The sequence below is a fragment of the Arthrobacter sp. TJ-270 genome (genome assembly GCF_058269075.1).
Genome location: NZ_JBZCNB010000002.1, coordinates 335962 through 361871 on the forward strand (window position 1 = coordinate 335962; position 25910 = coordinate 361871).

The window sequence follows — 25910 nt, forward strand, 5'->3', positions numbered from 1 at the left end:
AACGCTGCCTTCGTAGCGTCGAGTGCAGGCCTTCAGTCACCAGAACAGGCAAACCGAACGGGGAGACTCATGACTCTGCAACTCGACCACACACCCGGCCTCGCGCTCGATGTCGAAACCTCTTACGACGGCAACTGGTACCCCATCTGCCGGCTTGAGGACCTCGAGTTGTGCTGGGGCGAGGCCGCATTGATCCACGGTCGCCAGGTGGCGCTGTTCCGGGTGGACTCGGCGACGGTGTTCGCCGTCTCGCACCGGGACCCCGTGAGCGGCTCCCAGGTGATGGCGCGTGGAATCGTAGGCTCCAAGGGACAGAGGTTCACCATCACCTCGCCCCTGCACAAGGAGATCTACTTTCTGGACTCCGGCGAACCCGCATCGGGAGTGGGGACGGCTCTACGGAGCTTCCCGACACGGGTGATCGACGGAACTGTGGAAGTGCTCGTCTAGAGCCCGAGCGCTTCCTCAACATCGCGGATCACGGCGTCAAGCCTGGTCCGCGCTGTTGCTTTAACGCTCCCGAGCTCGGCGGCGGAATCCACCGGCTCGATAACCTCCAGGTAGCACTTGAGCTTGGGCTCGGTGCCGCTGGGCCGGATGATCACCCGGGTGTCGTCCCGGGTGAGATAGAGCAACCCGTCGGTGGGCGGCAGGGTTGCGCCTTCGGCCAGATCCTCCGTAACCACCACGTCGGAACCCGCGAACGACGACGGCGGTGCCTCGCGCAGGCGGTTCATCATCGCTCCCAGCAGCCCGAGACTACCGACGCGCACAGACAGCTGGTCGCTGGCGTGCAGGCCGTGGATGAGGGCGAGCTCGTCGAGGATGTCAAAGAGGGTCTTGCCTTCGGCTTTGCAGAAGGCCGCGAGCTCTGCCAGCAGCAGGGCGGCGGACACACCGTCCTTGTCTCGCACCAGATCGGGGGCCACGCAATAGCCGAGTGCTTCCTCATAGCCGTAGGTGAGGTTCGGAACGCGGGAGATCCACTTGAACCCGGTGAGGGTCTGCGCGTGGCTGATCCCGGACGCTTCGGCGATCCTGCCGAGCAGCCGCGAGGAGACCACCGAGTTGGCGAACACGGCGTTCGGTTGGTCCTGCTCGCCCGGGCCCTTGGCTTGCAGCCGGGCTGCAATATGCAGGCCAAGGAGCGCACCCGTTTCGTCACCGCGCAGTATCCGCCATTCACCGGTCGCCGGGTCCTTGGCGGCGGCGGCCATGCGGTCGGCGTCGGGGTCGTTCGCCAGGACAAGGTCGGCGTTTTGGTGCGCCGCGGCTGCCAGGGCGAGGTCCAGCGCGCCCGGCTCCTCCGGATTCGGGAAGTCCACCGTGGGGAAGGTGGGATCGGGCTCGGCCTGTTCCTTGACGACGTGCACCGTACTGAACCCGGCGGATGCGAGGACCTGTTGCGCCGTGCGGCCTCCGACTCCGTGCATGGGCGTGAGCACGATCGACAGGTCGCGTTTAGGAGAGGGGGTGCCGTCCACGAGCCCGATGACCGAGGCCACGTAGTCGGTCTCGATGCTCTGGGGCAGGACGTTCCAGCCGCTCTCCGCCAATCGGACGCTGCTGACCGCGGCGATCTGCGCGGCGATCTGCGCGTCATGAGGGTAGACAATCTGTACGCCGCGGGCCGTGTCCTCCACTGCACGGCCACCGAGGTAGACCTTGTAGCCGTTGTCCTGGGGCGGGTTATGGCTTGCCGTCACCATGACGCCGACCTCGCACTCGAGAGCGCGTACCGAGTAGGCGAGCACCGGCGTCGGGAGCTCGCTGGGCATGAGGAAGGTCTCAAGGCCTGCTGCCGTGAAGATGGCGGCCGTTTCCTCGGCAAAGACGCGCGAGTTGCGGCGGGCATCGAAGCCGATGACGGCGCGTGGCGCGTAGGCGCCCCCGGCGAGGTTCAGCGCGTGGGCTGCCAGTCCCGCAGCCGCGCTTCGGACGACCACCCGGTTCATCCGGTTGGGGCCGGGGCCCAGTGGGGCACGGAGGCCGGCCGTTCCGAAGACCAGCGGGCCACGGAAGGCGTCGTCGAGCTGCTGCAGGGCAGCGCCCTGGCCGGCGTCGTCGTCGTTCGCGGCGCGGGCCAGTAGGTCTTCCAGCTCGGCGCGCGTCTCGGGATCCGGGTCCTGTGCGGCCCATTCGCGGGCTTGGGTGAAGAGGTCCATGTCAGAGCCTGCCGATGATGTCTGCGAGGAGCCGGGATATTCGGGGCCCCGCGGCCTGGCCGGCTTCCAGGACCTCTGCGTGGCTGAGTGGGACCGGGCTGATGCCGGCGGCCAGATTGGTGACGAGGGACATTCCAAAGACCTCCATGCCGGCGTGACGGGCGGCGATGGCCTCCATGGCGGTGGACATGCCGACCAGATCAGCGCCGATCCGCTTGGCGTATTGGACCTCCGCCGGGGTTTCGTAGTGCGGCCCGGTGAACTGTGCGTAGACACCCTCGTCGAGCGTGGAATCAACCTCCCGGGCGAGCTCGCGGAGGCGGCCGGAGTACAGGTCGGTGAGGTCAACGAAGGTGGCACCCTCCAGCGGGGAAGTGGCCGTGAGGTTGATGTGGTCGCTGATGAGCACCGGTGTGCCGGGCGCCCACTGCTCCTGCAGCCCGCCGCAGCCGTTGGTGAGGACCATTACCTTCGCGCCTGCAGCGGCGGCGGCGCGCACCCCGTGCACCACTGCGCGGACGCCGCGGCCCTCGTAGTAGTGCGCGCGTGCGCCGAGTACGAGTGCACGCTTCCCGGCCGGGGTGAGGATGGACCTCACCGTGCCGACGTGCCCTTCGACTGCGGGGGCAGCGAACCCCGGGATGTCCGTTGCCTGAAGCGTGTGCGTGGTTTCGCCGATCAGCTCGGCGGCTTCACCCCAGCCGGAACCCAGCACCAGCGCAATGTCATGGGACTCCACCGATGTCTTGTGTGCGATGTAGTCGGCAGCAGCGCGGGCAAGGGAGAACGGGTCCATCGAGGATTCGTCAATCACCCGGTCCAACCTACCGCCAGCGCGCGCGTTGTTCCACCCACCCAAGCGCTGACTACGCCCTTGAGCACGCCCTCGGGCACGCGGCGGGGCGCGGTCGGGACGTTTGAGGGCTGGTGCCCAATAGGACAGAATGGCAGGTGTGACGAGTCAACTGGATTTCAGCGCCCTCCGTATCGCGATTCTCGGGGGAGGTCCGGGCGGCTATGAGGCGGCCATGGTCGCTGCCTCGCTGGGAGCGTCGGTCACCATCGTCGAGCAGAACGGGCTCGGTGGCTCAGCGGTGCTCACCGACGTCGTTCCTTCCAAGACGCTTATCGCCACGGCTGACACCATGGCTCGCGTAGCCAACGCCCACAATCTCGGCGTGAAGTTTGCCGATGAATCGGCGGCCTACGCGGACTTCACGCAGGTGAACCAGCGGTTGCTGGACCTGGCGGTGGACCAGTCGAGGGACATCTCCGCGGCGCTCGAGCGCGCCGGCGTGAAGATCATCATTGGTGCCGGAAAGCTGCTGGACAACCACCGGCTCGAGGTCGAGACGGATACCGGAACCACCACCATCGAGGCGGACGCGATCCTCCTGGCAGTCGGCGCACACCCGCGCGAGCTTCCCACCGCCATCCCGGACGGTGAGCGGATCTTCAACTGGAAGCAGGTCTACAACCTCACCGAGGTTCCCGAACACCTGATCGTCATCGGCTCCGGCGTGACGGGTGCGGAGTTCGCGTCGGCCTACCACGGCCTCGGTGCGCAGGTCACCCTGATTTCCAGCCGCGACCGCGTGCTGCCCGGCGAGGACGCCGACGCCGCAGAGGTCCTCGAAAACGTCTTCCGATCGCGCGGGATGAACGTGCTGTCCAAGTCCCGCGCCGACGGTGTGGTGCGAACCGAGGACGGCGTCCAGGTCACGCTCTCCGACGGGCGCACCGTCAACGGCAGCCACTGCCTCGTTGCCGTCGGCGCCATTCCGAACACCTCGGGCATCGGTCTGGAAGAGGCGGGCGTCGCGTTGACCGAGACGGGCCACATCAAGGTCGACGGCGTCTCCCGCACCACCGCGCCGAACGTGTATGCGTCCGGAGACTGCACCGGCGTCCTGGCGCTTGCCTCCGTGGCCGCCATGCAGGGCCGCATCGCTATGGCGCACCTGATGGGCGACAGCGTCACGCCGCTCAAGCTCAAGACGGTCGCCTCGAACATTTTCACCGCACCCGAGATCGCCTCGGTGGGGGTTTCGGAGGCCGACGTCGAGTCGGGCCAGTACCAGGGCGACGTTTTCAAGCTCTCGCTCAGCACCAATGCGCGCGCCAAGATGATGAACGTCAAGGACGGGTTCGTGAAGATCATCGCGCGGAAGGGCTCCGGTACGGTGATCGGCGGCGTCGTGGTTGCTCCGCGTGCATCCGAGCTGATCTTCCCGCTGGCGCTCGCCGTCACCAAGAAGCTGCACGTGGACGACGTGGCGAACACGTTCACGGTGTACCCGTCGCTGACCGGCTCCATCTCGGAGGCCGCGCGGCGCCTGCACGTCCACTAACCTCCCCCCGCCCAGCCCCAGCCTCGCCCCCAGCACAGTCCCAGCCCCCAGCACAGGCGGGCCGGATTCCCCAGGTTCTGCCGCCGTCGTCGTCGTTGTGTCGGCGTGTCGGGGCGTGACACGCGGTGATGGGCCCAGTAAACGGGGAAAACGGCCCGCCGGACGCCGCCTGACCCTGTCGGGCCGTCCCTCCACAAGCCGCGAAACGCGGGCGGGTTGTGCACATAGTCCGCTCCTCGTCGAGGGCTGCCTGAACACAGCGGCTGTACTGGCACGGTGGACGCAATCGAAGTGCTGCGCAGTGTTGGCTCGGTGGCTCGCACGCAGACGCTTCGGGACCGCGGTGTCAGTAAGAGGCAGATCGCCAACCAGGTGGCCGGCGGGAAAGTTGTGCGTCTTCGAACCGGGCTATTGGCTCTGCCGGATGCTCCCGACGATTTCCGGGTAGCCCTCATGAATAATGGGCTCCTGACGTGCGCTTCGGCGGCGAAGCACTACGGGTTGTGGTCCCTTCATCCGCCAACTCGCCCTCATCTCAGTTGCCTTCACGGCCACGGACGGGGTTTCCCGAATCACCGCGAACGCTCCGTATCACCACACGAGTACCTGCCTCTGCTGGGGGTCGTTGACGTGCTGGTTCACGCACTGCACTGCCTCCCGCCGGTGGAGGCGGCCGTCATGGTGGAGTGTTCCCTCCGGCGCGGCGACACGGTGCGGTCCTTCCTGCTCGAGCGACTGCAGGGGGACCGCAACGGCAAGGCAAGAGCCGCCCTGAATCTCGTGACGGGTTGCGCCGACTCCGCGATCGAGGTTGTTGCACGGATCCTTTTCCGAAGCGCCGGCTTCCACGTCGAGACCCAGGTGTTCATCAACGGTGTTGGGCGCGTCGACTTCCTGCTGGAGGGCTTCCTGGTGGTCGAGGTCGACGGGGCCGCGTACCACTCCGATCGAAGGGCGCTGCGCCGCGATCTTCAGCGGAACAACACAACCATCGCCGGCGGATACCTTGTACTGCGCTACAGCTACGAAGACATCATGTTTTGCAGCGGGGCGGTTCTTGACCAGGTGCGTGCGGTGTTCTCCGGGCGGGTTATCCGATGAAAGGCGAGCCGGATTCCCCAAGTCCTGCCGGCGTCGTCGGTGGTATGGCGGCGTGTCAGCCCGCGACACGCGGTTTGGGCGACAGTACCCGGGGAAACCAGCCCGCCCGGAGGTGCTGCCACCAGACGGACGTGGGACTAGACGGACGCGGGTTGTTGGAAGTGCTGCTCGATGATCGTCCGGATGTCCGAGTGGCAGCCGCCGCACCCGGTCCCCGCACGGGTCGACGCCGACACCTCCTGGACACTTGAACAGCCGACGACGGCGGCCTGCTCGATGCTGCCCCGGCTCACCCCGGCGCACCGGCATACGATCGCCGCAGGGTCGGAAGCCAACGACGACGGCGCCGCCTCCGCTTCCGCCCCGTCCAGCCGCAACAGGCTCGACCGGTCAGCGGGCAGCACGGCGCCGCTCTCGAACAGCAGCACCAGTTCCGCCCCGGCGCGCGGCAACCCGACACAGACCAGGCCCTGCAGGACCCCGTCCCGGGTAACCATCTTCGCGTAACTGCCCTGCTGCGGGTCGGCCCAGAGCGCGACGGCGGTGCCGTCCTCGTGCAAGGCCCACGGGTCGGCGGACACATCGCCCGCCACCACCGCGTCCAGCCCGCGTGCCTTCAGCATGAGCACCGGCGGGAGTGCGGCCTCCACGTACCGGCTGCCGCTAAGCGACACCAGGTCCGCAGCGAAGGCATTGGCCAGCCACTCGGCCTGCTTCCACCCCGGACCGATCAAGCCGGATGGCGCAGTGTTCTCCCGGCAGTCGGCGCACCCCGGAGAAGTGCAGCGGATCTCGGCGCAGTCGCCGATCGCGTAAATGTACTCGTCGTGGTGGACCTGCAGGGTATGGCCAACGAGGATTCCGGTGTCCACGGGGAGGCCGGCGCCGTCGGCCAGCTCAATCCGCGGCCGGACGCCGCAGGAGAGCACCAGCAGGTCCCCGGACACCAGCCGGCCATCGTCGAGGCGCAGGGCGGTGAAGGTACCGGCGTCGTCGTGCTCAAGGCCCACGGCCTTCGCCCCGGACACCAGCCGCACCCCATGGGAACGGAGCGCGGAAGCGAGCACGCGGCCGCCGCCGTCATCAATGTTGCGGGCCAGCGGGTAGTCGCCGTGATGGACGACCGTGACCCGCGCACCCTCCTCCGCCGCGGCGAGCGCTGCTTCAAGGCCGAGGATCCCGCCACCGAGAATCACCACGTCACCCCGGCGTTCGACGACGGAGCGCAACGCACGTGCGTCGGCCAGGTCGCGCAATACCGTGACGCCGGTGGGCAGGGTGGGGTGCAGCGGATCCGGGTTCAACCCCGCGAGGTAGGGGATAACAGGGCGGGCACCGGTCGCCAGGACCAGCCGGTCGTAGGGGCGGACGGTACCGTCGTCGAGCTGGACCTGCTGGCGTGCCCGGTCAATCCGCCGCACGCCGGTTCCGAGCAGGACCTCGGCTCCCAGCGAAGCGAGACGGGGCGCATCGCTGAGCGCAATCGCGTCAGGGGAGGTCCGCCCGACGCCCACGTCGGCAACCAGTACGCGGTTGTAGGCGGCATCGGGTTCGGACCCGATGACGGTCAGGCTCACCGCGCCCGATGCCAGGGAAGGCTCAAGGACATCGATGAACCGGGCGGCCACGGGGCCGAACCCCACCACCACAATGCGCTCGGGAAAAGTCATACGGCCACCGCCTCAATCTGTGCGGGCCGGTGCACGCGCACCGACACCCGCGTGGTCTTGAATTCGGGCATCCCGGACACGGGGTCCGTCTCCGAGGAGGTCAGCACATTCGCGTTGCCTGCCCCAGGGAAGTGGAAGGAGAGGAAGACAGTGTCGGGCCGCACGGCGCCTGAAAGCTCCGCCCGGGCCACCACGATTCCGCGCTCGTTGCTGATCTCAACCTCGGCGCCGTCAAGGATGCCGAGGCCCGCAGCGGTCACGGGATGAATCTGCAGTGCCTGGTCGCTGCTGGCCGCCGCGAGGTCGCCTACGCGCCGGGTCTGTGAGCCGGACTGGTAGTGCTCCAGCAACCGCCCGGTGGCCAGCGCGAGCATTCCATCGGAAGAGGGAACAGCAGCAGGACCACCCGACGACGGCGGCGCCACCGCGTGCAGCACCGCTTTCCCGTCGGGGTGGGCGAAGCTGTTGAGGAAGAGTCGGGGGGTGCCCCCGCTGCCGGTCGGGTACGGCCAGTAGGCGGCGGCACCGTCGTCGAGCATGGCGTAGTCCACGCCGGAGTAGTCTGCGAGGCCGCCCGCGCTCGCCGCGCGGAGTTCGGTGAAGACCGTCTCCGGGTCCTCGGGGAACGACGACGGCGCGTCCAGCAGCTCAGCAAGCCGAGCCATGATCCAGAGCTCGCTGCGCGCGCCCGGGGGAGGGGCCACAGCGGCACGGCGTCGCAGGATGCGGCCCTCGAGGTTGGTCATGGTGCCTTCCTCCTCGGCCCACTGCAGCACCGGCAGCACCAGATCTGCCTCCGCGGCGGTCTCGGAGAGGAAGAAATCGCACACCACCAGGAAGTCGAGGTGGCGCAGCCCGGTCAGGACGGTCGACGCGTTGGGAGCTGACACCACCACATTGGCCCCGTGCACAAACAGGCAGCGCACCCCTCCGGGCTGACCGAGGGAGCCCAAAAGTTCGACGGCGGGAACTCCCGGTCCCGGGATGGTTTCCTCCGGTACGCCCCAGACTCCGGCGACGTGCTTGCGGGCCGCGGGATCGGTGATTTTGCGGTATCCGGGAAGCTGGTCCGCTTTCTGCCCGTGTTCCCGTCCGCCCTGCCCGTTGCCCTGACCCGTCAGGGTGCCGTACCCGCTTCCCGGTGTTCCGGGCAGGCCGAGGAGGAGTGCGAGGTTGATGGCGGCGGTGGCGGTATCGGTGCCGTTGGCGTGCTGCTCGACGCCGCGTCCGGTCAGGATGTAGGTGCCTCCGGGCTCAGCCAACCGGTGCGCCGTTTCGCGGATTAGATGCGCCGGCACGCCCGTCACCGCCTGGACGCGTTCGGGCCACCACGGGGTCACGCTGCGGGCGACGGCGTCGTAACCGCGGGTCCTGTTCCGCACGTACGCGGAGTCCACGAGTCCGTCCATGATCACCACATGCGTGATCCCGAGCAGCAGGGCCAGATCCGTCTTCGGTGCCGGCTGCAGGTGCCTGCCCCGACCCTCCGAAGTGAGATCCGCCGTGGCGGACCGGCGCGGGTCGACGACGATCAGGCCGCCGGCATCCCGCGCGCCCTGCAGGTGCTGCACGAACGGCGGCATGGTGTCCGCGGTGTTGGACCCGAGCATGAGGATGGTGCGCGCTGAGCCGAGGTCCGCCAACGGGAAGGGCAGGCCCCGGTCGAGTCCGAACGCCCTGTTCCCCGCCGCAGCCGCCGAGGACATGCAGAACCGCCCGTTGTAGTCGATCCGGGAGGTTCGCAGGGCCAGGCGAGCGAACTTGCCGAGCAGGTAGGCCTTTTCATTGGTGAGTCCGCCGCCGCCGAAAACACCGACAGAATCGGCGCCGTACTGCGCCTGCGTCGACAGGACGCGATCCCGGATGAGCTCAAGTGCGTGGTCCCACGAGATAGGGCGGTGCTCGCCGTCGTCGTTCTTCAGAAGGGGTTCACGCACCCGGTCCGGGTGCTTCAGCAGCTCCGCGGACGTCCACCCCTTGCGGCACAGGCCACCCTTGTTGGTGGGGAAGTCCCGGCCGCTCACCTCCACTGAGTCGAACGCTGCTGAGTCGAACGCTGCGCCGGGCACCGAAGTGCTGAGCGTCATGGCGCACTGCAGGGCGCAATAGGGGCAGTGGGTGGCAGTGGTGCCCGCGGAGCTGCGTGAAGGAGAACCGCACATGTCAGACGTGCCCCACGCTCGAGGTGCTGCGTCGCAGGTAGAAGAACCAGGTGACCGCGAGCATCAGCGCGTAGGCGGCGACGAAGCCGTAGAAGGCGGCGTCATAGGAGCCGGTGGCGCCCTTGGACGCGTTGAGTACCTGCGGAATGACGAAGCCTCCATAGGCGCCGATCGCGGAGATCAAGCCCAGTGCAGCCGCCGCCTTGCGACCGGTGCTCATGGCGCCGTCGGACCGGCCGCGGAGGGCGAAGATCACCGGGATCATGCGGTAGGTGGAGCCGTTGCCGGCACCGGCTGCCGCGAAGAGCACCAGGAACAGTCCGAGGAACAGCCAGAAGTTGCCCAGCGGGAGTGTCCAGACGACGGCGAGGGCGATCAGGCCCATGACGGCAAAGGCGCTCACCGTAATGCGTGCACCGCCCCACCGGTCAGAAAGCCGGCCGCCGTACGGCCGTGCGAGTGAGCCGACCAGGGGGCCGAGGAACGCGAGCGAGAGCGCGGCGGGACCGAGCGCAATCGTGGAGAATTCGGGGAAGGAATCGAGAATCAGCTTCGGGAAGACGCCGGAGAAACCGATGAACGAACCGAATGTTCCTATGTACAGGAACGCCATGACCCACATGTGCGGCTCGCGCAGGGCGGCGATGGACCCGGCGAAGTCGGACTTCGCGCTGGACAGGTTGTCCATGTACTTCCAGGCGCCGAACGCGGCGACGAGGATCAGCGGCACCCAGATCCAGCCGGCCAGCGGCAGGTTGAGCGTGGCGGCTGCACCCGCTGCAATGACCAGCGGAACAACCAGCTGCGCGACGGCGGCACCCAGGTTCCCGCCCGCAGCGTTCAGTCCCAGCGCCCAGCCTTTTTCGCGGACCGGGTAGAAGAAGGTGATGTTCGCCATCGAGCTGGCGAAGTTGCCGCCGCCGAAGCCGGCAAGGGCGGCGATCAGCAGGAGCATACCGAACGAAGTTTCCGGGTTGCTCACGGCCAGTGCCAGTCCGATGGACGGGATCAGCAGCAGGAGCGCCGAGATGATGGTCCAGTTACGGCCGCCGAACCGCGGCACCATGAAGGTGTAGGGAATTCGCATGGTGGCGCCGACGAGGCTCGGCATCGAGATGAGCCAGAAGATCTGTGAAGTGGAGAAGTTGAAGCCGGCGGCGGGCAGGTACACCACCACAATGGACCAGAGCTGCCACACCACGAACCCGAGGAACTCGCACGCGATGGACCACTGGAGGTTGCGGCGGGCAATGGTCCGGCCACCGGACTCCCATTGGTTATGGTCCTCGGGGTTCCAGTTGTCGATCCAGCGGCCCGGACGGTGCACAAGGGCTGCGCCGGTAGCTTCTACTGGTGTTGCTGGCTTCTCCGATGAGACTGCGCGGTCAACGCTCATGGCGAACCTTTCGTTCAAGAGGCAGTACCGCAACAGTAGGAAAGGCGCATTTCGGCTCCGGTGCCGGTTTGTAAACGCGGTGTGACATTCGGCTATCCGCGGGAGCCTGAGCGAGTTAGGCGCCACGCGTCCAGAGCAGAGTGTCCACTATGTGGACGGGTTATCCCACGCAGCTGCTCCGGTGATGATATTGACAGGCACTAAATACCACGGCTTTCGGGATTTCGCGGCGGCCGTTCTCGAGAAAGCAAAAATTCCATGTCATCGTCATCATCGACCGTGGAGCCGGAGGCTACAAAGCCGCTGAACTCCAAGGGTCGCGTCATCTTCGCGAGCCTCATCGGCACCACCATCGAGTTCTACGACTTCTACATCTACGCCACAGCGTCGGTGCTGGTGTTCCCTGCCCTGTTCTTCCCCAACTCCGACCCTGCCACGGCGCTGCTGCAGTCCTTCGCAGTATTCGGCGTTGCATTCGTCGCCCGGCCACTCGGCTCGATCGTCTTCGGCCACTTCGGCGACCGGATCGGGCGCAAGGGCACCCTGGTGGCCTCGCTGCTGACGATGGGTATCGCCACCTTCCTGATCGGCGTGCTGCCCACCGCACAGGTCCCCGGGTGGGCCTTCGCGGCTCCTGCGATCCTGGTGCTGCTGCGCTTCTTCCAGGGCCTCGCCCTCGGCGGGGAGTGGAGCGGCGCTGCCCTCCTCGCCACCGAGAACGCGCCCAAGGGCAAGCGGGCCGTCTACGGAACCTTCCCGCAGCTCGGCGCGCCGATCGGCTTCATCATCGCCAACCTGCTGTTCGTTCTCCTGAACGCCGTGCTGTCGGCGGAAGACTTCCTCGCCTGGGGCTGGCGCGTACCGTTCATCGCGAGCGCCATCCTCGTGATCGTCGGGCTCTACGTCCGCCTGAAGCTCATCGAGAGCTTCTCCTTCCAGCAGGTGCTGAACAAGGGCAAGGTCGTCAAACTGCCCCTCGCCTCGGTGTTCACCAGCCACTGGCGCCCGCTGCTCCTCGGCACGTTCATCATGTTCGCCACCTACGTGCTGTTCTACCTGATGACCTCGTTCACCCTGACGTTCGGCACCGCTCCGGCCACCGTCGACCAGGCCCGGACCGCTGCTGAGGCGGCCGGCAGGGAATTCTCGGCCGACGCTGCAGCGGCGTTTGTGCCCGGCCTTGGAATCAGCCGCGGTGACTTCCTCTGGATGCTGATCATCGGCGTCGTCTTCTTCGGTATCTTCACCATCGTCTCCGGTCCGCTGGCGGAGAAGTTCGGCCGCCGCAAGATGCTGCTCCTGGTCACCGCGGGAATCGCAGTCTTCGGCCTGACCTGGGTCCCGCTCTTCGGAGCCGGAACGGTCGGCGCCATGGCGCTGCTGATCCTCGGCTTCATTCTCATGGGCCTCACCTTCGGGCCGATGGCGGCGATTCTGCCCGAACTGTTCCCCGCCAACGTCCGCTACACCGGGTCCGCAGTGGCCTACAACCTGTCCAGCGTGATCGGGGCGGCGCCGGCGTCGTTCGTTGCGATCGCACTGTGGCAGGCCGCTGACGGAAGCACCTTCCTCGTCGGTCTCTACCTGAGCGCTGCCGCGGTGCTGACCTTCATTGCGCTGTGGCTCTCCCGGGAAACCCGGGACAACGACTACGAGAACAACATCGCCTGACCCGGCACCCTCAAGCACTAGGCTCCCGTCCACCCCTGGGGTAGGCGGGGGCCTTTTGCGTCCACGGAGGCCGCGTGGCATTTCCAAGTTTTCCGCAGGCACCGTCCGCGAGAATCACTGATGGGCTTACCTTTTCTGGCGGGAGCGGATGGGCATGAATCAGGAGACCCTCGCGAGTGGGCGGTACGTCCTCGACCGCGTGATCGGCGTCGGTGGTATGGCCGACGTTTACCGCGCACGGGACACCCGCCTGCACCGGGATGTCGCGGTGAAGATGTTCCGCCGCGGTTCTGCCGAAGGCGTGGCGCGCGGTTCTGGGGAGGCGAGGATGCTGGCCGCCCTTCACCACCCCGGTCTGGTCCGGGTTCTCGACATGGACGCCGAATGCGCCAGGCTTGAGCCGTCCTACCTTGTCATGGAGTACATCAAGGGCTCCGACCTCGGAGCGGTGCTCCGGGACGGCCCGCTCTCAGTCGAAAGAACGACGACGGCCGGCCGGGACATCGCCCGCACGCTGGAGTACATCCACGGCCGGGGGATTGTTCACCGGGACATCAAGCCCTCGAATGTGCTCACCCGCTGCACTGAGCCAGGGGACGGCCTCTTCGACTTCCTCCTCACCGACTTCGGTATCGCCAGGTTCTTCGGAAGCAACAGGGTAACCGCGACCGGAAGCCTGATCGGCACGGCCACGTACTTCAGCCCGGAACAGGCGCGCGGAGACCTGGTGGGAGCACCGACGGATATCTACGCGCTGGGCCTGGTTCTGATCGAATGCCTGACGGGTGAGCCCGCCTTCCCGGGTACCGGCCTGGAGAGCGCGCTCGCGCGGTTGAGCCGCCCGCCCCACATCCCGGAGTCGGTCGGTACCGGGTGGCACCGACTGCTCACGGACATGACGCTGGATGAGCCGTTCGACCGCCCCAGCGCAGCGGAGGTGGTCCGCCGCCTCGACGCCCTGGAGCGACCAACAGCCCTGGCGCCCGTTGCCTCACGCGGCACCGAAGAAACGACGGCGCCGGCACCTCCCTTGCCCATCCGCACCGCTGCCCGTCTCAGGGTGCCACTGGCTCCCTCGGCACGGCCTTCCGGGCAGCCGGCGCCCGAACCGAGCCAGGTTCCCGACGCGGGAGGAACGCGTCGTCCCGAGGCTCGGCAGGATCGAACCGCGGCTCCGCAGGATCGAACCGCGGCTCCGCAGGATCGAACCGAAGCAAAGGGGAGGTTCCATGCGCGTGTTCTGGCCGCCGTCGTCGTTCTGGTGGGATTGACTTTGGCCGTGGGCCTCATAATCCTTGACGTCAACACCGGACCAGGTCCCGTGCCTCTGCCCTTTGTGCCGGGAAGTACCGGCGCCATGCTCGACAGCCTGTATGAGAGCGTGCAGCCGTGAGCCTGCGCGCCGCTCTCAGCGCTCTGGTTGTCACTGCTGTGCTGATGCTCAGCGGGTGTTCCGCCCCGCCGATTGCTGCCGATGTGGCACAGGAGCTGCAGTGCGAGGTTCGGGAGATCGCCGTCCTGACTGCCCGTGGCGACACCGCAGACGCTGTTGCGGCTGCCCACACGCTCTCTGCGAGGGTGCGGAAGGCACAGTCTGAGGGGCAGATCACCGGGGAGCGGGCTGTGATGATCCTGCAGCGGGTGGAGCAGCTCATCGAACGGTTGCTACGTTCCGGCGCGGCTCCTGCCCCAGTGGAGCTGCCCGAGCTCTTTGAATACGAACTCGTCCCGCCGCCCGTTCCTGTCGATGCGTCAGAGGAAGTCGATGCAGCGCAGTAACCTGTCGAGCATGCAGATAGACCCGGCCCTGCTGACCTGGCTGCAGGACACCGACCCCGCGCTGCGCTGGCAGGTTCAGCGTGACCTCGCCGGGGCATCGGAGGCGGAATGGGAGGCTACCCGCTCCAGCGTCGCAACGGAGGGATTCGGATCGCGGTTGCTCGCGCACCAGGACCCGGACGGCCAGTGGGCAGGCGGCGCGTACTTTCCCGCGGGCTTCGACTTCGAGGGACCCGAAGCGGCGCCGGACACCGGGCAGCCATACACGGCAACAACCTGGTCGCTGAACGCCCTCCGGGAGTGGGGCGTCGACGCGCGGGTGCTCTCCGGAACAGCTGAACTGCTGGCCGAGAACAGCCGCTGGGAATACGACAACCTGCCCTACTGGGACGGCGAGGTGGACTGCTGCATCAATGCCTTCACCCTCGCCAACGGAAGCTGGCTGGGTGCCGATGTCTCCAGGCTCGCCCAGTGGTTCCCTGATTACCAGCAGGACGACGGCGGCTGGAATTGCGAGTGGGTGGAGGGCTCGAAGCGGTCCTCGTTCCATTCGACGCTGAACGTCCTCAAGGGGCTGCTGTACTACGAGATCACGACCGGCGGCTCCGATGCCTTGCGTGCCGCCCGCCGCAAGGGAGAGGAGTACCTACTGGAACGCCGGCTGCTGTACCGGCTCTCCACCGGCGAACCGGTAGCTCCCTGGGTGACCCGTTTCGCGTATCCGTTCCGGTGGATCTACAGCGCGCTGAACGCCGTGGACTATTTCCGGGCCGCCACCCTGCACGACGGCGGCACACCGGATCCCCGCCTGGCCGACGCTATCGACGTCATCCGTACCGCCCGCCAGGCGGACGGTACCTGGACCCAGGAGCGCCGGCATCCCGGGCGCGTCTGGTTCGAGGTGGACGTACCTGCAGGCGAGCCCTCACCCTGGTTGACGTTCCACTGCTTGCGGGCGCTCACCTGGTGGGACTCAGCGGCAGCGGGAGGGGAAGCGGAAGGGGAAGCGGCAGCGGGAGCTGAGCGGCGGCCCTAGCTGATCGCCGCGATGACTGCACCGGCGGACACCGTGTCGCCCGGCACCGCGGTCAGTCCGGACAGCATGCCCGACTTGTGCGCTGTCAGCGGCTGTTCCATCTTCATTGCTTCGAGCACCACAATGAGGTCGCCCTCGGCCACCTGGTCACCGTCCTGGACGGCGACCTTAACGATGGTGCCCTGCATGGGCGAGGTAAGGTCATCACCACTGGCAGCAGAGCCCGCACCGGCGCGTGAACGGGCAACCTTCTTCGGCTTTCCGCCGCCCTTGCCCGTCGACTTGCCGTTCGCGACTCCAAGTGACGCCGGAAGCACAACCTCCAGCCGTTTACCGCCCACTTCGACGGTCACGCGCTGACGGCTCTCGGCGTCCTCAACGGAGGATGCAGCATCGCCGTCGGGAGTCCACGGGGCAATGGTGTTGACGAACTCGGTTTCGATCCAGCGGGTGTGCACCGAGAAAGACCCCGACGCGGGCGCGAAGGCCGGGTCGCTGACGACGGCGGCATGGAAAGGCAGGACGGTCGGCATGCCGTCGATCTGCATTTCCGCCAGCGCACGGCGAGAGCGTTCCAGCGCCTGCGTGCGCGTAGCGCCTGAGACGATGAGCTTGGCCAGCATCGAATCGAAGTTGCCGCCAATGACCTCGCCGGCCTCAACGCCGGAGTCCACCCGGACGCCGGGTCCTGTGGGCAGCTTCAGGGTCCGGACGGTACCGGGAGCGGGCATGAAGTTCCGGCCGGCGTCCTCGCCGTTGATGCGGAATTCGAAGGAGTGGCCGCGGACCTCGGGATCGGTGTAACCGAGTTCCTCACCGCGGGCGAGGCGGAACTGTTCGCGCACCAGGTCGATGCCGGTGACTTCCTCTGAGACCGGGTGCTCAACCTGCAGGCGCGTGTTCACCTCGAGGAACGAAATGGTGCCGTCCTGGCCCACCAGGAACTCGCACGTGCCGGCGCCCTGGTAGCCGGCTTCCTTCAGGATCGCCTTCGATGCCTCATACAGCCGGGTGTTCTGGTCCTCGGAGAGGAACGGCGCCGGTGCTTCCTCTACAAGTTTCTGGTTGCGGCGCTGGAGGGAACAGTCTCGCGTGGAGATGACGACGACGTTGCCGTGCCCGTCGGCAAGGCACTGCGTTTCGACGTGGCGGGGTGCGTCCAGGAATCGTTCAACGAAGCATTCGCCGCGGCCGAAGGCAGCGGTTGCCTCACGTACCGCAGACTCGTAGGCCTCCGCGATCTCCTCGCGGTCCCGGACAACCTTGATGCCGCGTCCGCCGCCGCCGTACGCGGCCTTGATTGCAAGCGGGAGGCCGTACTCATCGGCGAAGTCGAGGACTTCCTGTACTGATCCGACGGGGTCCTTCGTGCCGGGGACCAGGGGAGCACCGACCTTCTCGGCGATGTGGCGCGCCTGCACCTTGTCACCGAGCTGCGCGATGGAGGAGGGGGAGGGGCCAATCCAGGTGAGTCCGGCGTCGAGCACTTTTTGCGCGAACTGGGCGTTCTCGGAGAGGAAACCGTAGCCGGGGTGGATGGCGTCCGCACCACTGCGCGCCGCTGCATCGAGGATCTTGTCCATGACCAGGTAGGACTCCGCCGCGGTGCTGCCCTCGAGCGCGAAGGCCTCGTCGGCCAGCCGCACGTGCAGAGCGTCCCGGTCCGGCTCAGCGTAAACGGCAACCGAGGCGATGCCTTCATCACGGGCTGCCCGGATCACACGAACTGCGATCTCGCCGCGGTTGGCGATCAGGACTTTGGTGACGGGTGCGGCGGATTCTGGCTCCGACTCGCGCATCATCGACTCGCTCATGGGTTATAAGGCTCCTTTTGGTCTGTTGGGAGCCTAGCGCGATTTTGTTGCTACCGCCCATAAACCATGCCGGTTCCCCGTGTTGGAGAGGCATTATTTGTAGGGATTCTACAAAGAGCCCGAAGCTAACGCCAGAATTCGGTGATGTTGACTCCTGCAGCGAGGAGGAGCTGGCGAAGGGTTGAAATGCTGAGCCCGACGACGGCGTGCGGGTCGCCGTCGACCTTGCGAATGAAGGCCCCGCCGCGCCCGTCGATGGTGAAGGAGCCGGCACAGTGAAGCGGCTCACCGGTTGCGATGTAGGCATCGATCTCCCCGTCGGCGAGCTCCATGAAGTGGACCTCGGCGGAGGCCACTGCGCCGGAGGCTGAACCGAGACCGGTGCCGTTGCGCGTGTCCACGAGCCAGTGTCCGGTGTGCAGGGTGCCCTGTGAGCCGGACATCCTTTTGATACGTTCCCGTGCGACGTCGGCCTCGTACGGTTTGCCGTGTGCTTCGCCCTCGAACTCGAAGACCGAGTCACAGCCGATGACCAGGGCTCCAAGGGCTTCCGGAAGCGCGGCGACGGACTCCGCCTTGGCGCGGGCCAGGAGTTGGGCGGTGTCATAGGGACTGGGAGTGCCGCGCGCAGCGGTCACGGCGTCCTCATCGACGTCCGACACCATGACGGTGTGCGCTATACCGGCCTCGGCGAGAAGCTTGGTGCGCGCTGGGGATGCGGAAGCGAGGATCAGCCGGATGCTCATGCGGACAAGCCTAGTGTTATGTCCTCCCGTCAGACACATGAGTTGGCAGGACACACCCCGAATGCGTACCTATTAGGGGTGTGTCCTGCCAACTCAAGGTGGTGCGGGTCTAGCTCAGCAGCGCCCGGCGCAGGGTATCCAGACCAACCGAACCGAGGTTGAGTGCGCGGGTGTGGAAGTCCCGCAGGTTGAAGGAATCACCCTCGCGGTGCTTCACCTCGTTCCGGATCTGCTCCCACAGGCGCTGGCCGATCTTATAGGCGGGTGCCTGTCCCGGCCAGCCGAGGTAGCGGTTGAACTCAAAGTTGAGCTGGCCTTCGCTGATGGCGATGTTCTTCTTCAGGAACTCATAGCCTTTGTCCGGCGTCCAGGTGCCGGAGCCCCAACGGTCTGGAACCTCGAGCTCGAGGTGGACGCCGATATCGAACACCACGCGGGCGGCACGCATCCGCTGGGCGTCGAGCATGCCGAGCCGGTCTCCGGGATCGCTCAGGTAGCCGAGGTCCTCCATGAGACGCTCCGCGTACAGTGCCCAGCCTTCACCGTGTCCGGAGACCCAGACGGCATTGCGGCGCCAGGAGTTGAGGAGTCCGCGCTGGAAGGTCGCCGTGGCGACCTGAAGGTGGTGTCCGGGAACACCCTCGTGGTACACCGTGGTGGTTTCCTTCCACGTGGTGAAGGTGTCCTCGCCCTCCGGTACTGACCACCACATGCGGCCCGGGCGTGAGAAGTCCTCAGTGGGACCGGTGTAGTAGATGCCGCCTTCCTTGGTGGGCGCGATCATGCATTCGATCTCGCGCATGACGTCCGGGATGTCGAAGTGCACTCCGGCGAGGTCCTCGACGGCACGGTCTGACAGTCCCTGCATCCAGGCCTGCAGTGCGTCGGTTCCGTGCAGTTGGCGTTCGGGGGACTCATCGAGGATGCGCATGGCTTCCTCGATGGATGCGCCTTCCTTGATTTCGTTGGCGACGGCTTCCTGCTCGGCGATGAGCCGGTCGAGTTCCTCCACGCCCCACTGGTAGGTTTCCTCGAGGTCCACCGCTGCGCCCAGGAACTGACGGGACATCAGCGAATAGTGCTCCCGGCCCACAGCGTCTTTTTCGGGAGCTTCCGGCAGCAGTTCCTCCTCAAGGAATGTGCCGAGGTGACGGTAGGCGTTGCGGGCTGCGTCGGCTCCGGCAGCGAGTTCGGTGCGTACGGAGTCCGGGAGGCCGTCGTCGTCGTTGGTATTTGCACCGCCCACGAACTCATCAAAGTATCCGCCGTCGGCCGCGTACGCTGCGGTCTGTTCGATAACGATGCGCACCTGGCGCGCTGCGGGCAGGATGCCCCGGTTCTTCCCTTCGCGGAGCGAGGTGATGTAACCGCCGATGGCGTCCGGAATGTTGCAGAGCCGTCCGGCGATGTGGCCCCACTGTTCAGCGGTGTCCGTGGGCATGAGGTCGAAAATCATGCGGATTTCCTGGGCCGGGCAGGCCAGGTTGTTAAGGTTCGCGAGGTTGAGGCCGGTTTCGTGGATCTCGAGGTCAAGACCAAGGCGTTCGCGCATTGCGTCCAGGGTGACGGCGTCGACGTCGTCGGTGGGTTCGAGGTCGTCGAGCCGGCCGAGGGTTTCCCTGGTGGCTTCGGCGAATTCCTCCAGCCCGGCGGGGGAGTAGTCGCGGTATTCGGTCTCGTGTCCCGGCAACCCCAGCTGGGTGGCGAATCCCGGGTCGAGTTGCAGCAGGGTTTCCGTGTAGGCCTCGGCAACGGCGTCGATGGCCGTTTGGGCACGGGTGGGCGCCTCAGCGGTCAGGTTCAGTGTGGAAGTCTGGTTGATCACCCGTAGAGCCTAACGGCACGTTGTTACCCGCGACCACAGAGCTATCGACCCTACAGTCGTATCGTGACCGGATTGTGTTCCGGCCGTGCTGGAGGATGAACCTCCGTTGCGCCTACGTTTGAATGCCGGCAGTTCCAGCGATGGGGGACAACAATGTGCAGCATCCCGAGAAGGCTTCTTACCTCTGTCCTTGCCGCTGAAGCGCTGGTGCTGACGGGCTGCGGTTCAACGGCGGCGCCTGAACAGCGCATCGCCGATGTGGAGCGCCAGTCCGTGTCGCTGATGGATCACCCGGACGCCGTTGCCGCCCTCCGTGACTCCTCCTACCGGCTGGGTGTACGAATGATCTCGGTCAAACCGGACAGCAACCAGGTCACCAGCCCGGTCAGCGCTCTGGTTGCGCTCGCCATGCTGCGCGTCGGAGCACGCACGACGACGGCGGCTGAGATGGACTCTGTCCTGGGCCTTCCGGCGGAGCACCGCGACGAAGCGATGAATGCGCTGCTATCGGACTGGGCGCCCCATGACGGCGATCCCGGTTCAGTGAACGAGGAAGAACCGCCGGAGGATCCGCTGTTGCACGTCGCAAACGGGCTCTTCGTCGATGAAGCACTGGAGCCGCCGCCCGGTTTCCTTGAGCCGCTGGCTCAGCACTACGGCGCCGGCGTATATCTGGTGGACTACTCCGCCGGCGGCGCCGGCGGCATCATGAACGCCTGGGTTGACCGGAACACCGGCGGACGAATCCAGGAGGCCCCGCTGAAACCCTCGCCGGACACGGTGCTGAACATTATCAACACCGTTTACTTCGCTGCTGCCTGGGCCGACCCCTTTGACTCGGCGGCGACCGGCCCGGGCAACTTCACCACAAACGGGGCGGAGGTGGAGACTCCCATGATGAATGCGCTGATCCCGCTCGCCTACGCGGAAGGCGACGGCTGGCAGGGCGTTGACCTGCCCTACAACAACGGGTTTCTGATGAGGCTGATTCTGCCCGAGGAGGGCACTGATCCGGTCCTCGACGCCAGCGAACTGGCCGAGGCCAACGGCCTGCTGGACGCCGCTCCCTCCGCGATGGTGGCGCTGACCCTTCCGTCCTGGGACCACGCCTACGATCTCGACCTCAAGGCTCTACTCGGCGCAATGGGACTGAAGGAGACCATGGGCGGGTCACCGGATTTCAGCGGGATCGGCGAGGGTATCTTCATCGAAGGGGCAGCGCAATCGGCCAACATCACCGTCGGTGAGAAGGGCACTATCGCGGCAGCAGTGACGCAACTGGCGCTCGCCGGAAGCGCGCCGCCCGAGCCCGACATCGAGCTCGTTTTCGACAGGCCCTTCCTCTACCAGATCCTGCATGAGGACACCGGCATGCCGCTGTTCCTCGGAACGGTGATGGACCCAAGCGCCGGAGGAGAAGGGTGAGCACGCGGAGAAGGCTGGCGACGTCAGTGATCACTGCAGCCGCGGTACTCCTGACCGGCTGCGGTTCGGCCGACCTCCCGGAACAGCGCATGGCCGATGTGGAGCGACAGTCCGTGTCGCTGGTGGATCATCCCGACGCCGTTGAGGCCCTCCGCGACTCCTCCTACCGGTTGGGCACACAGATGCTCTCGGTCGAACCGGACAGCAATCAGGTCACCAGCCCGGTCAGCGCTCTGGTTGCGCTCGCCATGCTCCGCGTCGGAGCACGCACGACGACGGCGGAAGAAATGGACCGCGTGCTCGGACTCCCGGCGGAGCACCGCGACGAGGCGATGAACGGGCTGCTCGCTGAGTGGGCAGTGCACGACGGCGATCCCGGCTCAGTGGACGAGGACGACCCACCGGAGGAGCCGCTGCTGCACCTGGCCAATGGGCTCTTCCCGGCGGAGGACCTGATCCTTGAGGACACGTTCCTGGAGTCCTTAGCCGCACAATACGGTGCGGGCGTGTACCCGGTGGACTATCTGAGTGATGACGCGTTGAAGAGCATGAACGCGTGGACGAAGCACCACACCGGTGGGCGTATCGAGGAAGTGCCGATCGAGCCGTCCTCGAACACAAGGCTGAACATCATCAACACCGTGTATTTTGCGGCGGCCTGGCAGAACCCCTTCGATCCATCAGACACGGATGCGGGCACGTTCACGACGGACAAGGGAGACGTCCAGACGCCCCTGATGCACAACCAATTGTCTCTCGCCTATACCGAAGGCGATGGGTGGAAGGCAGTCGATTTGCCCTACCGCAACGGCCTGGTCATGCGGCTGATCCTGCCCGAGCGCGGTGCCACACCGGTGCTGGAGCACAGCGAATTGCTCGAGGTGAACACCGCGATGGAGGAGTCGGACGCTGCACTGGTGCGACTGACCCTTCCGTCCTGGGACCACACCTACGACCTGGACCTGAAGGCGATGCTCACCGAGAGGGGCCTCGAGGAGACCATGAGCGAAGAGGCGGATTTCAGCGGTCTCAGCGCAGGCCTTTTCGTCAGCGGCGCCGCGCAATCAGCAAACATCACGGTTGCGGAAAAAGGGACAATTGCGGCAGCGATCACGCAGATCGCCATGGACGAATCAGGATTCGCCGAACCTGACGTCGAGCTCGTTTTCGACAGGCCGTTCCTCTACCAGATCCTGCATGAGGACACCGGCATGCCGCTGTTCCTCGGAACGGTGATGGACCCAAGCGTTCAGTGAAAGCTACAACAGGGGTCGTCCGCCTCAGACGGCTTGGACGCTGCGGCCGCTGACCTTTGAGGGCTGTATTTCGACGAAGGTTGTCCTCGAGCCCCCGGCCCACGGCTCCTCGGCAGCACGTCCCCACAGCTCAGTCAGCAGCGCTTCATCGCGGACAACCTCGGCGGTTCCGTTGGCGAGGACGGACCAACCGGCCATCGCTTCGGACCGGACCTGATCCACCTGGAAGGCGCAGTTCCTGAGTGGTAACAGGCTGCCGATGTCGCCGTCATCACGGGTCCGGAAGTAGATGGCGCCGTCCTGCGCCAGGTAGTTCACAGGATAGATATTCACGGAGCCGTCCCGCACAAAGCGATCCGGCCCGTCTGTTGCGTGCTCAGCAGTGCCCAGCACTTGATGTCTGACAGCTCCTCCGACATATGAAGCGTGCCGGGTTGTCCTCGATAGTCGTCTTCCCTGGGGTCCATGGGGTTCCTTCCGCCGGGGCAGTATTGTGCTCGGTCTGGTATCCCCAACCTAGGGTGGTTCGCGCTGGAAAGGAAGCAGAGGGCCGAAGTGCCCAGGGAAGTTACCGCTGGGCGCTGCGGCGCCACGATCCCGGACCGGGCCGCGGACCCAACCGCAGCTGGTCCCGCCGGATCCAGGTGCGGTGCGCGGCCGGCATGGGTGCGCCGTCGTCGTTCGCCTGCAGTCCAAGCACGACGACGGCGAGCGCCGCCAGCTCCTCCGGCGTCGGGTTCCCGGCCACCACCTGAAACAGGGGAGCAGTGTCCTCGGCCGCCATGCTTTCAATGGTCATAGCGGAATGTTTCCGTGTTTCTTGGCGGGCAATGCTGCGCGCTTGTCTCGGAGGGCGCGTAGGCCGCGGACAACCTGGACGCGGGTATCGGACGGGGCGATCACCGCGTCGACGTAGCCCAGCTGTGCTGCCTGGTACGGGTTGAGGAGTTCCTCTTCGTACTGGCTGATGACCTCGGTGCGGGCTGCTTCGACGTTGCCGCCGGCGTCCGCAACCGATTTCAGGTGGCCGCGGTAGAGGATGTTCACCGCGCCCTGTGCACCCATGACACCGATCTGGGCGGTGGGCCAGGCGAGGTTGATGTCCGCGCCAAGCTTCTTCGAGCCCATGACAATGTAGGCGCCGCCGTAGGCCTTGCGGGTGATGACGGTCAGTTTGGGCACGGTTGCTTCTGCGTAGGCGTACAGCAGTTTGGCGCCGCGGCGGATGATCCCGTTGAACTCCTGGTCCTTGCCCGGCAGGAAGCCCGGGACATCCACGAGCGTGAGGATGGGGATGTTGAACGCGTCGCAGTGGCGGACAAACCGTGCGGCTTTTTCGGAGGCAGCGATGTCCAGGGTTCCTGCGAACTGCATCGGCTGATTCGCCACAATGCCGACGGTGTGGCCTTCCACGCGGGCGTAGCCGATCACGACGTTCGGCGCGTACAGCGACTGCATCTCCAGGAAGTGTCCGTCGTCGACGATCGTGGAGATGACGGTGTGCATGTCGTAGGGCTGGTTCGCCGAGTCAGGGATCAACGTGTCCAGCTGCGCGTCCAGCTCATTGAGCTCGAGGTCTTCGGTGAACTCGGTCAGCGGCGCTTCGGCGAGGTTGTTGGAGGGAAGGAAGTCGAGCAGCTCTCGGACGAAGTCAATAGCGTCCTGCTCATCGGTGGCCAGATACGCGGAGGTCCCGGTGGTGGAGTTGTGCTGGCGTGCTCCACCGAGGGTTTCCATGTCCACGTCCTCGCCGGTGACGGTCTTGATGACATCCGGGCCGGTGATGAACATGTGTGAACTCTTGTCCACCATGACCACGTAGTCGGTCAGTGCGGGGGAGTAGGCGGCGCCGCCGGCACACGGACCCATGATGAGCGAGATCTGCGGGACCACCCCGGAGGCATGGACGTTGTTCCGGAAGATGTCGGCGAACATCGCCAGTGACGCGACGCCCTCCTGGATACGTGCGCCGCCGCCGTCGTTGATTCCCACCAGCGGGCAGCCGTTACGGAGCGCGAACTCCTGCACCTTGACGATCTTCTCGCCGTTTACCTGGCTCAGCGACCCGCCGTACACGGTGAAGTCCTGGCTGTAGATCGCGATCTGCCGGCCGTCCACGGTGGCGTAACCGGACACCACGCCGTCGCCGAGGGGCTTCTTCTTCTCCATGCCGAAGGCCGTGGAGCGGTGGACCGCGAGGGCGTCGAACTCGACGAAGGATCCGGGGTCCACAAGCATCTCGATGCGCTCACGCGCTGTCCCCTTGCCCCGTGCGTGCTGCTTCTCGACGGCCTCAGGGCCCGACGGCGCCAGTGAACGTTCCTGCCGCTGCCGGAAGTCGGCGAGCTTACCCGCGGTGGTGTGAAGGTCGGGGCCGCCGTCGATCGTGAGGCCGGCGTCCTGTTCGAGGGGAAGCGTTTCGGGTTGCATCGAGTCTCTTCCGATTGATGTCCTGGGTGACTGGCTGGTAGCCGGCTCCTGAGGTTGCCTTAAGTAGGTTTCCTCCAAAGAACCGGGCTTCCCGCCCAGTCTAGTGAGCTAAACGACGCCGATAGCTGTAGAACACCTACAACAACTCCCTGAAAGACTTAGCGCCGACCCGGAAGTTACTCATCGGTAACAATTAGGTTTCTCACCCGCCCCCGGCATTATGGTGTCCGGTATGACAGGCAACGGCGCTTCCAATTCCGGCACCCTTTCCGGGCGCACCATCCTCATGTCCGGCGGCAGCAGGGGCATCGGCCTCGCAATAGCACTCCGCGCAGCCCGCGACGGCGCCAATGTCGCTATCCTTGCCAAGACCGGTGAGCCCCACCCCAGCCTCGAAGGTACCGTCCACACCGCTGCGGACGAGATCCGGGCAGCTGGGGGAGGCGCGCTCGCCGTCGTCGGGGATGTAAGGAACGACGACGACGTCGCGGGCGCCGTTGAGGCGACGGTCGCCGAGTTCGGCGGCATCGACGTCGTCATCAACAATGCGTCGGCGATCGACCTCTCGAAAACCCCCGACGTGTCCATGAAGCGCTACGACCTGATGGCCGACATCAATGTGCGCGGAACATTCATGCTGAGCAAGTTCGCACTGCCGGCGCTCCGGAAGGGGAACAACCCCCACATCCTGACGCTCTCGCCGCCGCTCAATCTGGACCCGGCATGGGCGGGCCGGCACCTCGCCTACACCATGGCCAAATACGGGATGAGCCTGACAACGCTCGGGTTGGCCGAGGAACTGCGCGCCGACGGCATCGCCGTCAACTCCCTGTGGCCGCGCACCCTGATCGATACCGCCGCAATCCGAAACATGCCCGGCGGCAGCGAGCTGATCAAGGCTGCCCGCACGCCCGACATCGTCGCGGACGCGGCCCGCGCCGTTCTGGTCCGTCCTGCCACGGAGTGCACCGGGAACTTCTTCACGGACGAGGAGGTCCTGCGGCAGGAAGGCGTCACGGACTTCGGCGCATACAGCCTGGGCGCACCCGAGGACAGGCTGGTGCCCGACATCTTCCTCTAGGC

Annotated in this window: 21 protein-coding genes; 10 read left to right on the forward strand and 11 right to left on the reverse strand. The window is 66.1% G+C overall.

Going from position 1 to position 25910, the window contains the following annotated elements; all coding sequences use genetic code 11:
• The first annotated feature begins 69 nt into the window (after positions 1-69).
• Positions 70-450 (forward strand): nitrite reductase small subunit NirD, encoded by a 381-nt coding sequence (gene nirD, locus AC4D2M_RS06220; RefSeq protein WP_490890737.1) that lies wholly within the window; start codon positions 70-72, stop codon positions 448-450.
• Here the strand turns inward: nirD and AC4D2M_RS06225 are convergent.
• Together AC4D2M_RS06225 and AC4D2M_RS06230 are read right to left on the reverse strand one after the other, a co-directional pair.
• Positions 447-2165, reverse strand: a complete 1719-nt coding sequence (locus tag AC4D2M_RS06225; RefSeq protein WP_490890738.1) for a phospho-sugar mutase — start codon at positions 2163-2165, stop codon at positions 447-449. The two genes, nirD and AC4D2M_RS06225, sit on opposite strands and share 4 nt — an antisense overlap.
• A gap of 1 nt (position 2166) precedes the next feature.
• Complete coding sequence (locus tag AC4D2M_RS06230; RefSeq protein WP_490890944.1) at positions 2167-2961, reverse strand: purine-nucleoside phosphorylase; 795 nt, start codon at positions 2959-2961, stop codon at positions 2167-2169.
• 157 nt (positions 2962-3118) lie between these two features.
• Between AC4D2M_RS06230 and AC4D2M_RS06235 the strand changes: the two genes are divergently transcribed.
• Complete coding sequence (locus AC4D2M_RS06235) at positions 3119-4516, forward strand: NAD(P)H-quinone dehydrogenase (RefSeq protein ID WP_490890739.1); 1398 nt, start codon at positions 3119-3121, stop codon at positions 4514-4516.
• 276 nt (positions 4517-4792) lie between these two features.
• Positions 4793-5617: an endonuclease domain-containing protein gene (locus tag AC4D2M_RS06240; protein ID WP_490890740.1), complete on the forward strand. Its 825-nt coding sequence runs from the start codon at positions 4793-4795 to the stop codon at positions 5615-5617.
• A 137-nt stretch (positions 5618-5754) separates the two neighbouring features.
• Here the strand turns inward: AC4D2M_RS06240 and AC4D2M_RS06245 are convergent, their stop codons facing one another.
• The 3 genes from AC4D2M_RS06245 to AC4D2M_RS06255 all read right to left on the reverse strand — a co-directional run bounded on the left by AC4D2M_RS06245 (position 5755) and on the right by AC4D2M_RS06255 (position 10845).
• Positions 5755-7287: an FAD-dependent oxidoreductase gene (locus AC4D2M_RS06245; RefSeq protein ID WP_490890741.1), complete on the reverse strand. Its 1533-nt coding sequence runs from the start codon at positions 7285-7287 to the stop codon at positions 5755-5757.
• On the reverse strand, positions 7284-9374 hold the full coding sequence (locus AC4D2M_RS06250) for a molybdopterin oxidoreductase family protein (RefSeq protein ID WP_490890742.1): 2091 nt from the start codon (positions 9372-9374) through the stop codon (positions 7284-7286). Before AC4D2M_RS06250 ends, AC4D2M_RS06245 begins: the two co-directional genes overlap by 4 nt.
• Before the next feature lie 76 nt (positions 9375-9450).
• A complete protein-coding gene (locus AC4D2M_RS06255; protein WP_490890743.1) occupies positions 9451-10845 on the reverse strand; it encodes an MFS transporter in 1395 nt (464 codons plus the stop codon).
• Between the two features lie 258 nt (positions 10846-11103).
• On the opposite strand from AC4D2M_RS06255, the gene AC4D2M_RS06260 reads away from it, so the two are divergent.
• The 4 genes from AC4D2M_RS06260 (at position 11104) to AC4D2M_RS06275 (ending at position 15331) form a co-directional block, all read left to right on the forward strand.
• Entirely contained in the window at positions 11104-12516 is a 1413-nt protein-coding gene (locus tag AC4D2M_RS06260; RefSeq protein WP_490890744.1) for an MFS transporter, read from the forward strand.
• A gap of 154 nt (positions 12517-12670) precedes the next feature.
• A complete protein-coding gene (locus AC4D2M_RS06265; RefSeq protein ID WP_490890745.1) occupies positions 12671-13909 on the forward strand; it encodes a serine/threonine-protein kinase in 1239 nt (412 codons plus the stop codon).
• On the forward strand, positions 13906-14295 hold the full coding sequence (locus AC4D2M_RS06270; RefSeq protein ID WP_490890746.1) for a hypothetical protein: 390 nt from the start codon (positions 13906-13908) through the stop codon (positions 14293-14295). The genes AC4D2M_RS06265 and AC4D2M_RS06270 overlap by 4 nt, the downstream gene beginning before the upstream one ends.
• Positions 14296-14305: 10 nt before the next feature.
• The gene (locus tag AC4D2M_RS06275; protein ID WP_490890747.1) at positions 14306-15331 is read left to right on the forward strand and encodes a prenyltransferase/squalene oxidase repeat-containing protein; all 1026 of its coding nucleotides are present in this window, start codon (positions 14306-14308) and stop codon (positions 15329-15331) included.
• On the opposite strand, the gene AC4D2M_RS06280 is transcribed toward AC4D2M_RS06275, so the two are convergent.
• The 3 genes from AC4D2M_RS06280 to AC4D2M_RS06290 all read right to left on the reverse strand — a co-directional run bounded on the left by AC4D2M_RS06280 (position 15328) and on the right by AC4D2M_RS06290 (position 19716).
• Positions 15328-17145: an acetyl/propionyl/methylcrotonyl-CoA carboxylase subunit alpha gene (locus tag AC4D2M_RS06280; RefSeq protein ID WP_490890748.1), complete on the reverse strand. Its 1818-nt coding sequence runs from the start codon at positions 17143-17145 to the stop codon at positions 15328-15330. The genes AC4D2M_RS06275 and AC4D2M_RS06280 overlap by 4 nt on opposite strands.
• A gap of 125 nt (positions 17146-17270) precedes the next feature.
• Positions 17271-17891, reverse strand: a complete 621-nt coding sequence (locus tag AC4D2M_RS06285) for a Maf family protein (RefSeq protein ID WP_490890749.1) — start codon at positions 17889-17891, stop codon at positions 17271-17273.
• A gap of 109 nt (positions 17892-18000) precedes the next feature.
• Positions 18001-19716: a DUF885 domain-containing protein gene (locus AC4D2M_RS06290; RefSeq protein ID WP_490890750.1), complete on the reverse strand. Its 1716-nt coding sequence runs from the start codon at positions 19714-19716 to the stop codon at positions 18001-18003.
• Between the two features lie 153 nt (positions 19717-19869).
• Here AC4D2M_RS06290 and AC4D2M_RS06295 point away from each other — a divergent pair, with 153 nt between their 5' ends.
• A complete protein-coding gene (locus AC4D2M_RS06295; protein ID WP_490890751.1) occupies positions 19870-21141 on the forward strand; it encodes a serpin family protein in 1272 nt (423 codons plus the stop codon).
• Entirely contained in the window at positions 21138-22397 is a 1260-nt protein-coding gene (locus AC4D2M_RS06300) for a serpin family protein (RefSeq protein ID WP_490890752.1), read from the forward strand. The genes AC4D2M_RS06295 and AC4D2M_RS06300 overlap by 4 nt, the downstream gene beginning before the upstream one ends.
• Positions 22398-22421: 24 nt before the next feature.
• On the opposite strand, the gene AC4D2M_RS06305 is transcribed toward AC4D2M_RS06300, so the two are convergent.
• The 3 genes from AC4D2M_RS06305 to AC4D2M_RS06315 form a co-directional block, all read right to left on the reverse strand.
• A complete protein-coding gene (locus AC4D2M_RS06305) occupies positions 22422-22730 on the reverse strand; it encodes a pyridoxamine 5'-phosphate oxidase family protein (RefSeq protein WP_490890753.1) in 309 nt (102 codons plus the stop codon).
• Positions 22731-22965: 235 nt separating this feature from the next.
• A complete protein-coding gene (locus tag AC4D2M_RS06310) occupies positions 22966-23196 on the reverse strand; it encodes an acyl-CoA carboxylase subunit epsilon (RefSeq protein ID WP_490890754.1) in 231 nt (76 codons plus the stop codon).
• Positions 23193-24827: an acyl-CoA carboxylase subunit beta gene (locus tag AC4D2M_RS06315; RefSeq protein WP_490890755.1), complete on the reverse strand. Its 1635-nt coding sequence runs from the start codon at positions 24825-24827 to the stop codon at positions 23193-23195. Before AC4D2M_RS06315 ends, AC4D2M_RS06310 begins: the two co-directional genes overlap by 4 nt.
• A gap of 232 nt (positions 24828-25059) precedes the next feature.
• On the opposite strand from AC4D2M_RS06315, the gene AC4D2M_RS06320 reads away from it, so the two are divergent.
• Positions 25060-25908, forward strand: a complete 849-nt coding sequence (locus AC4D2M_RS06320) for an SDR family oxidoreductase (RefSeq protein WP_490890756.1) — start codon at positions 25060-25062, stop codon at positions 25906-25908.
• The last annotated feature ends 2 nt before the right edge of the window (positions 25909-25910 follow it).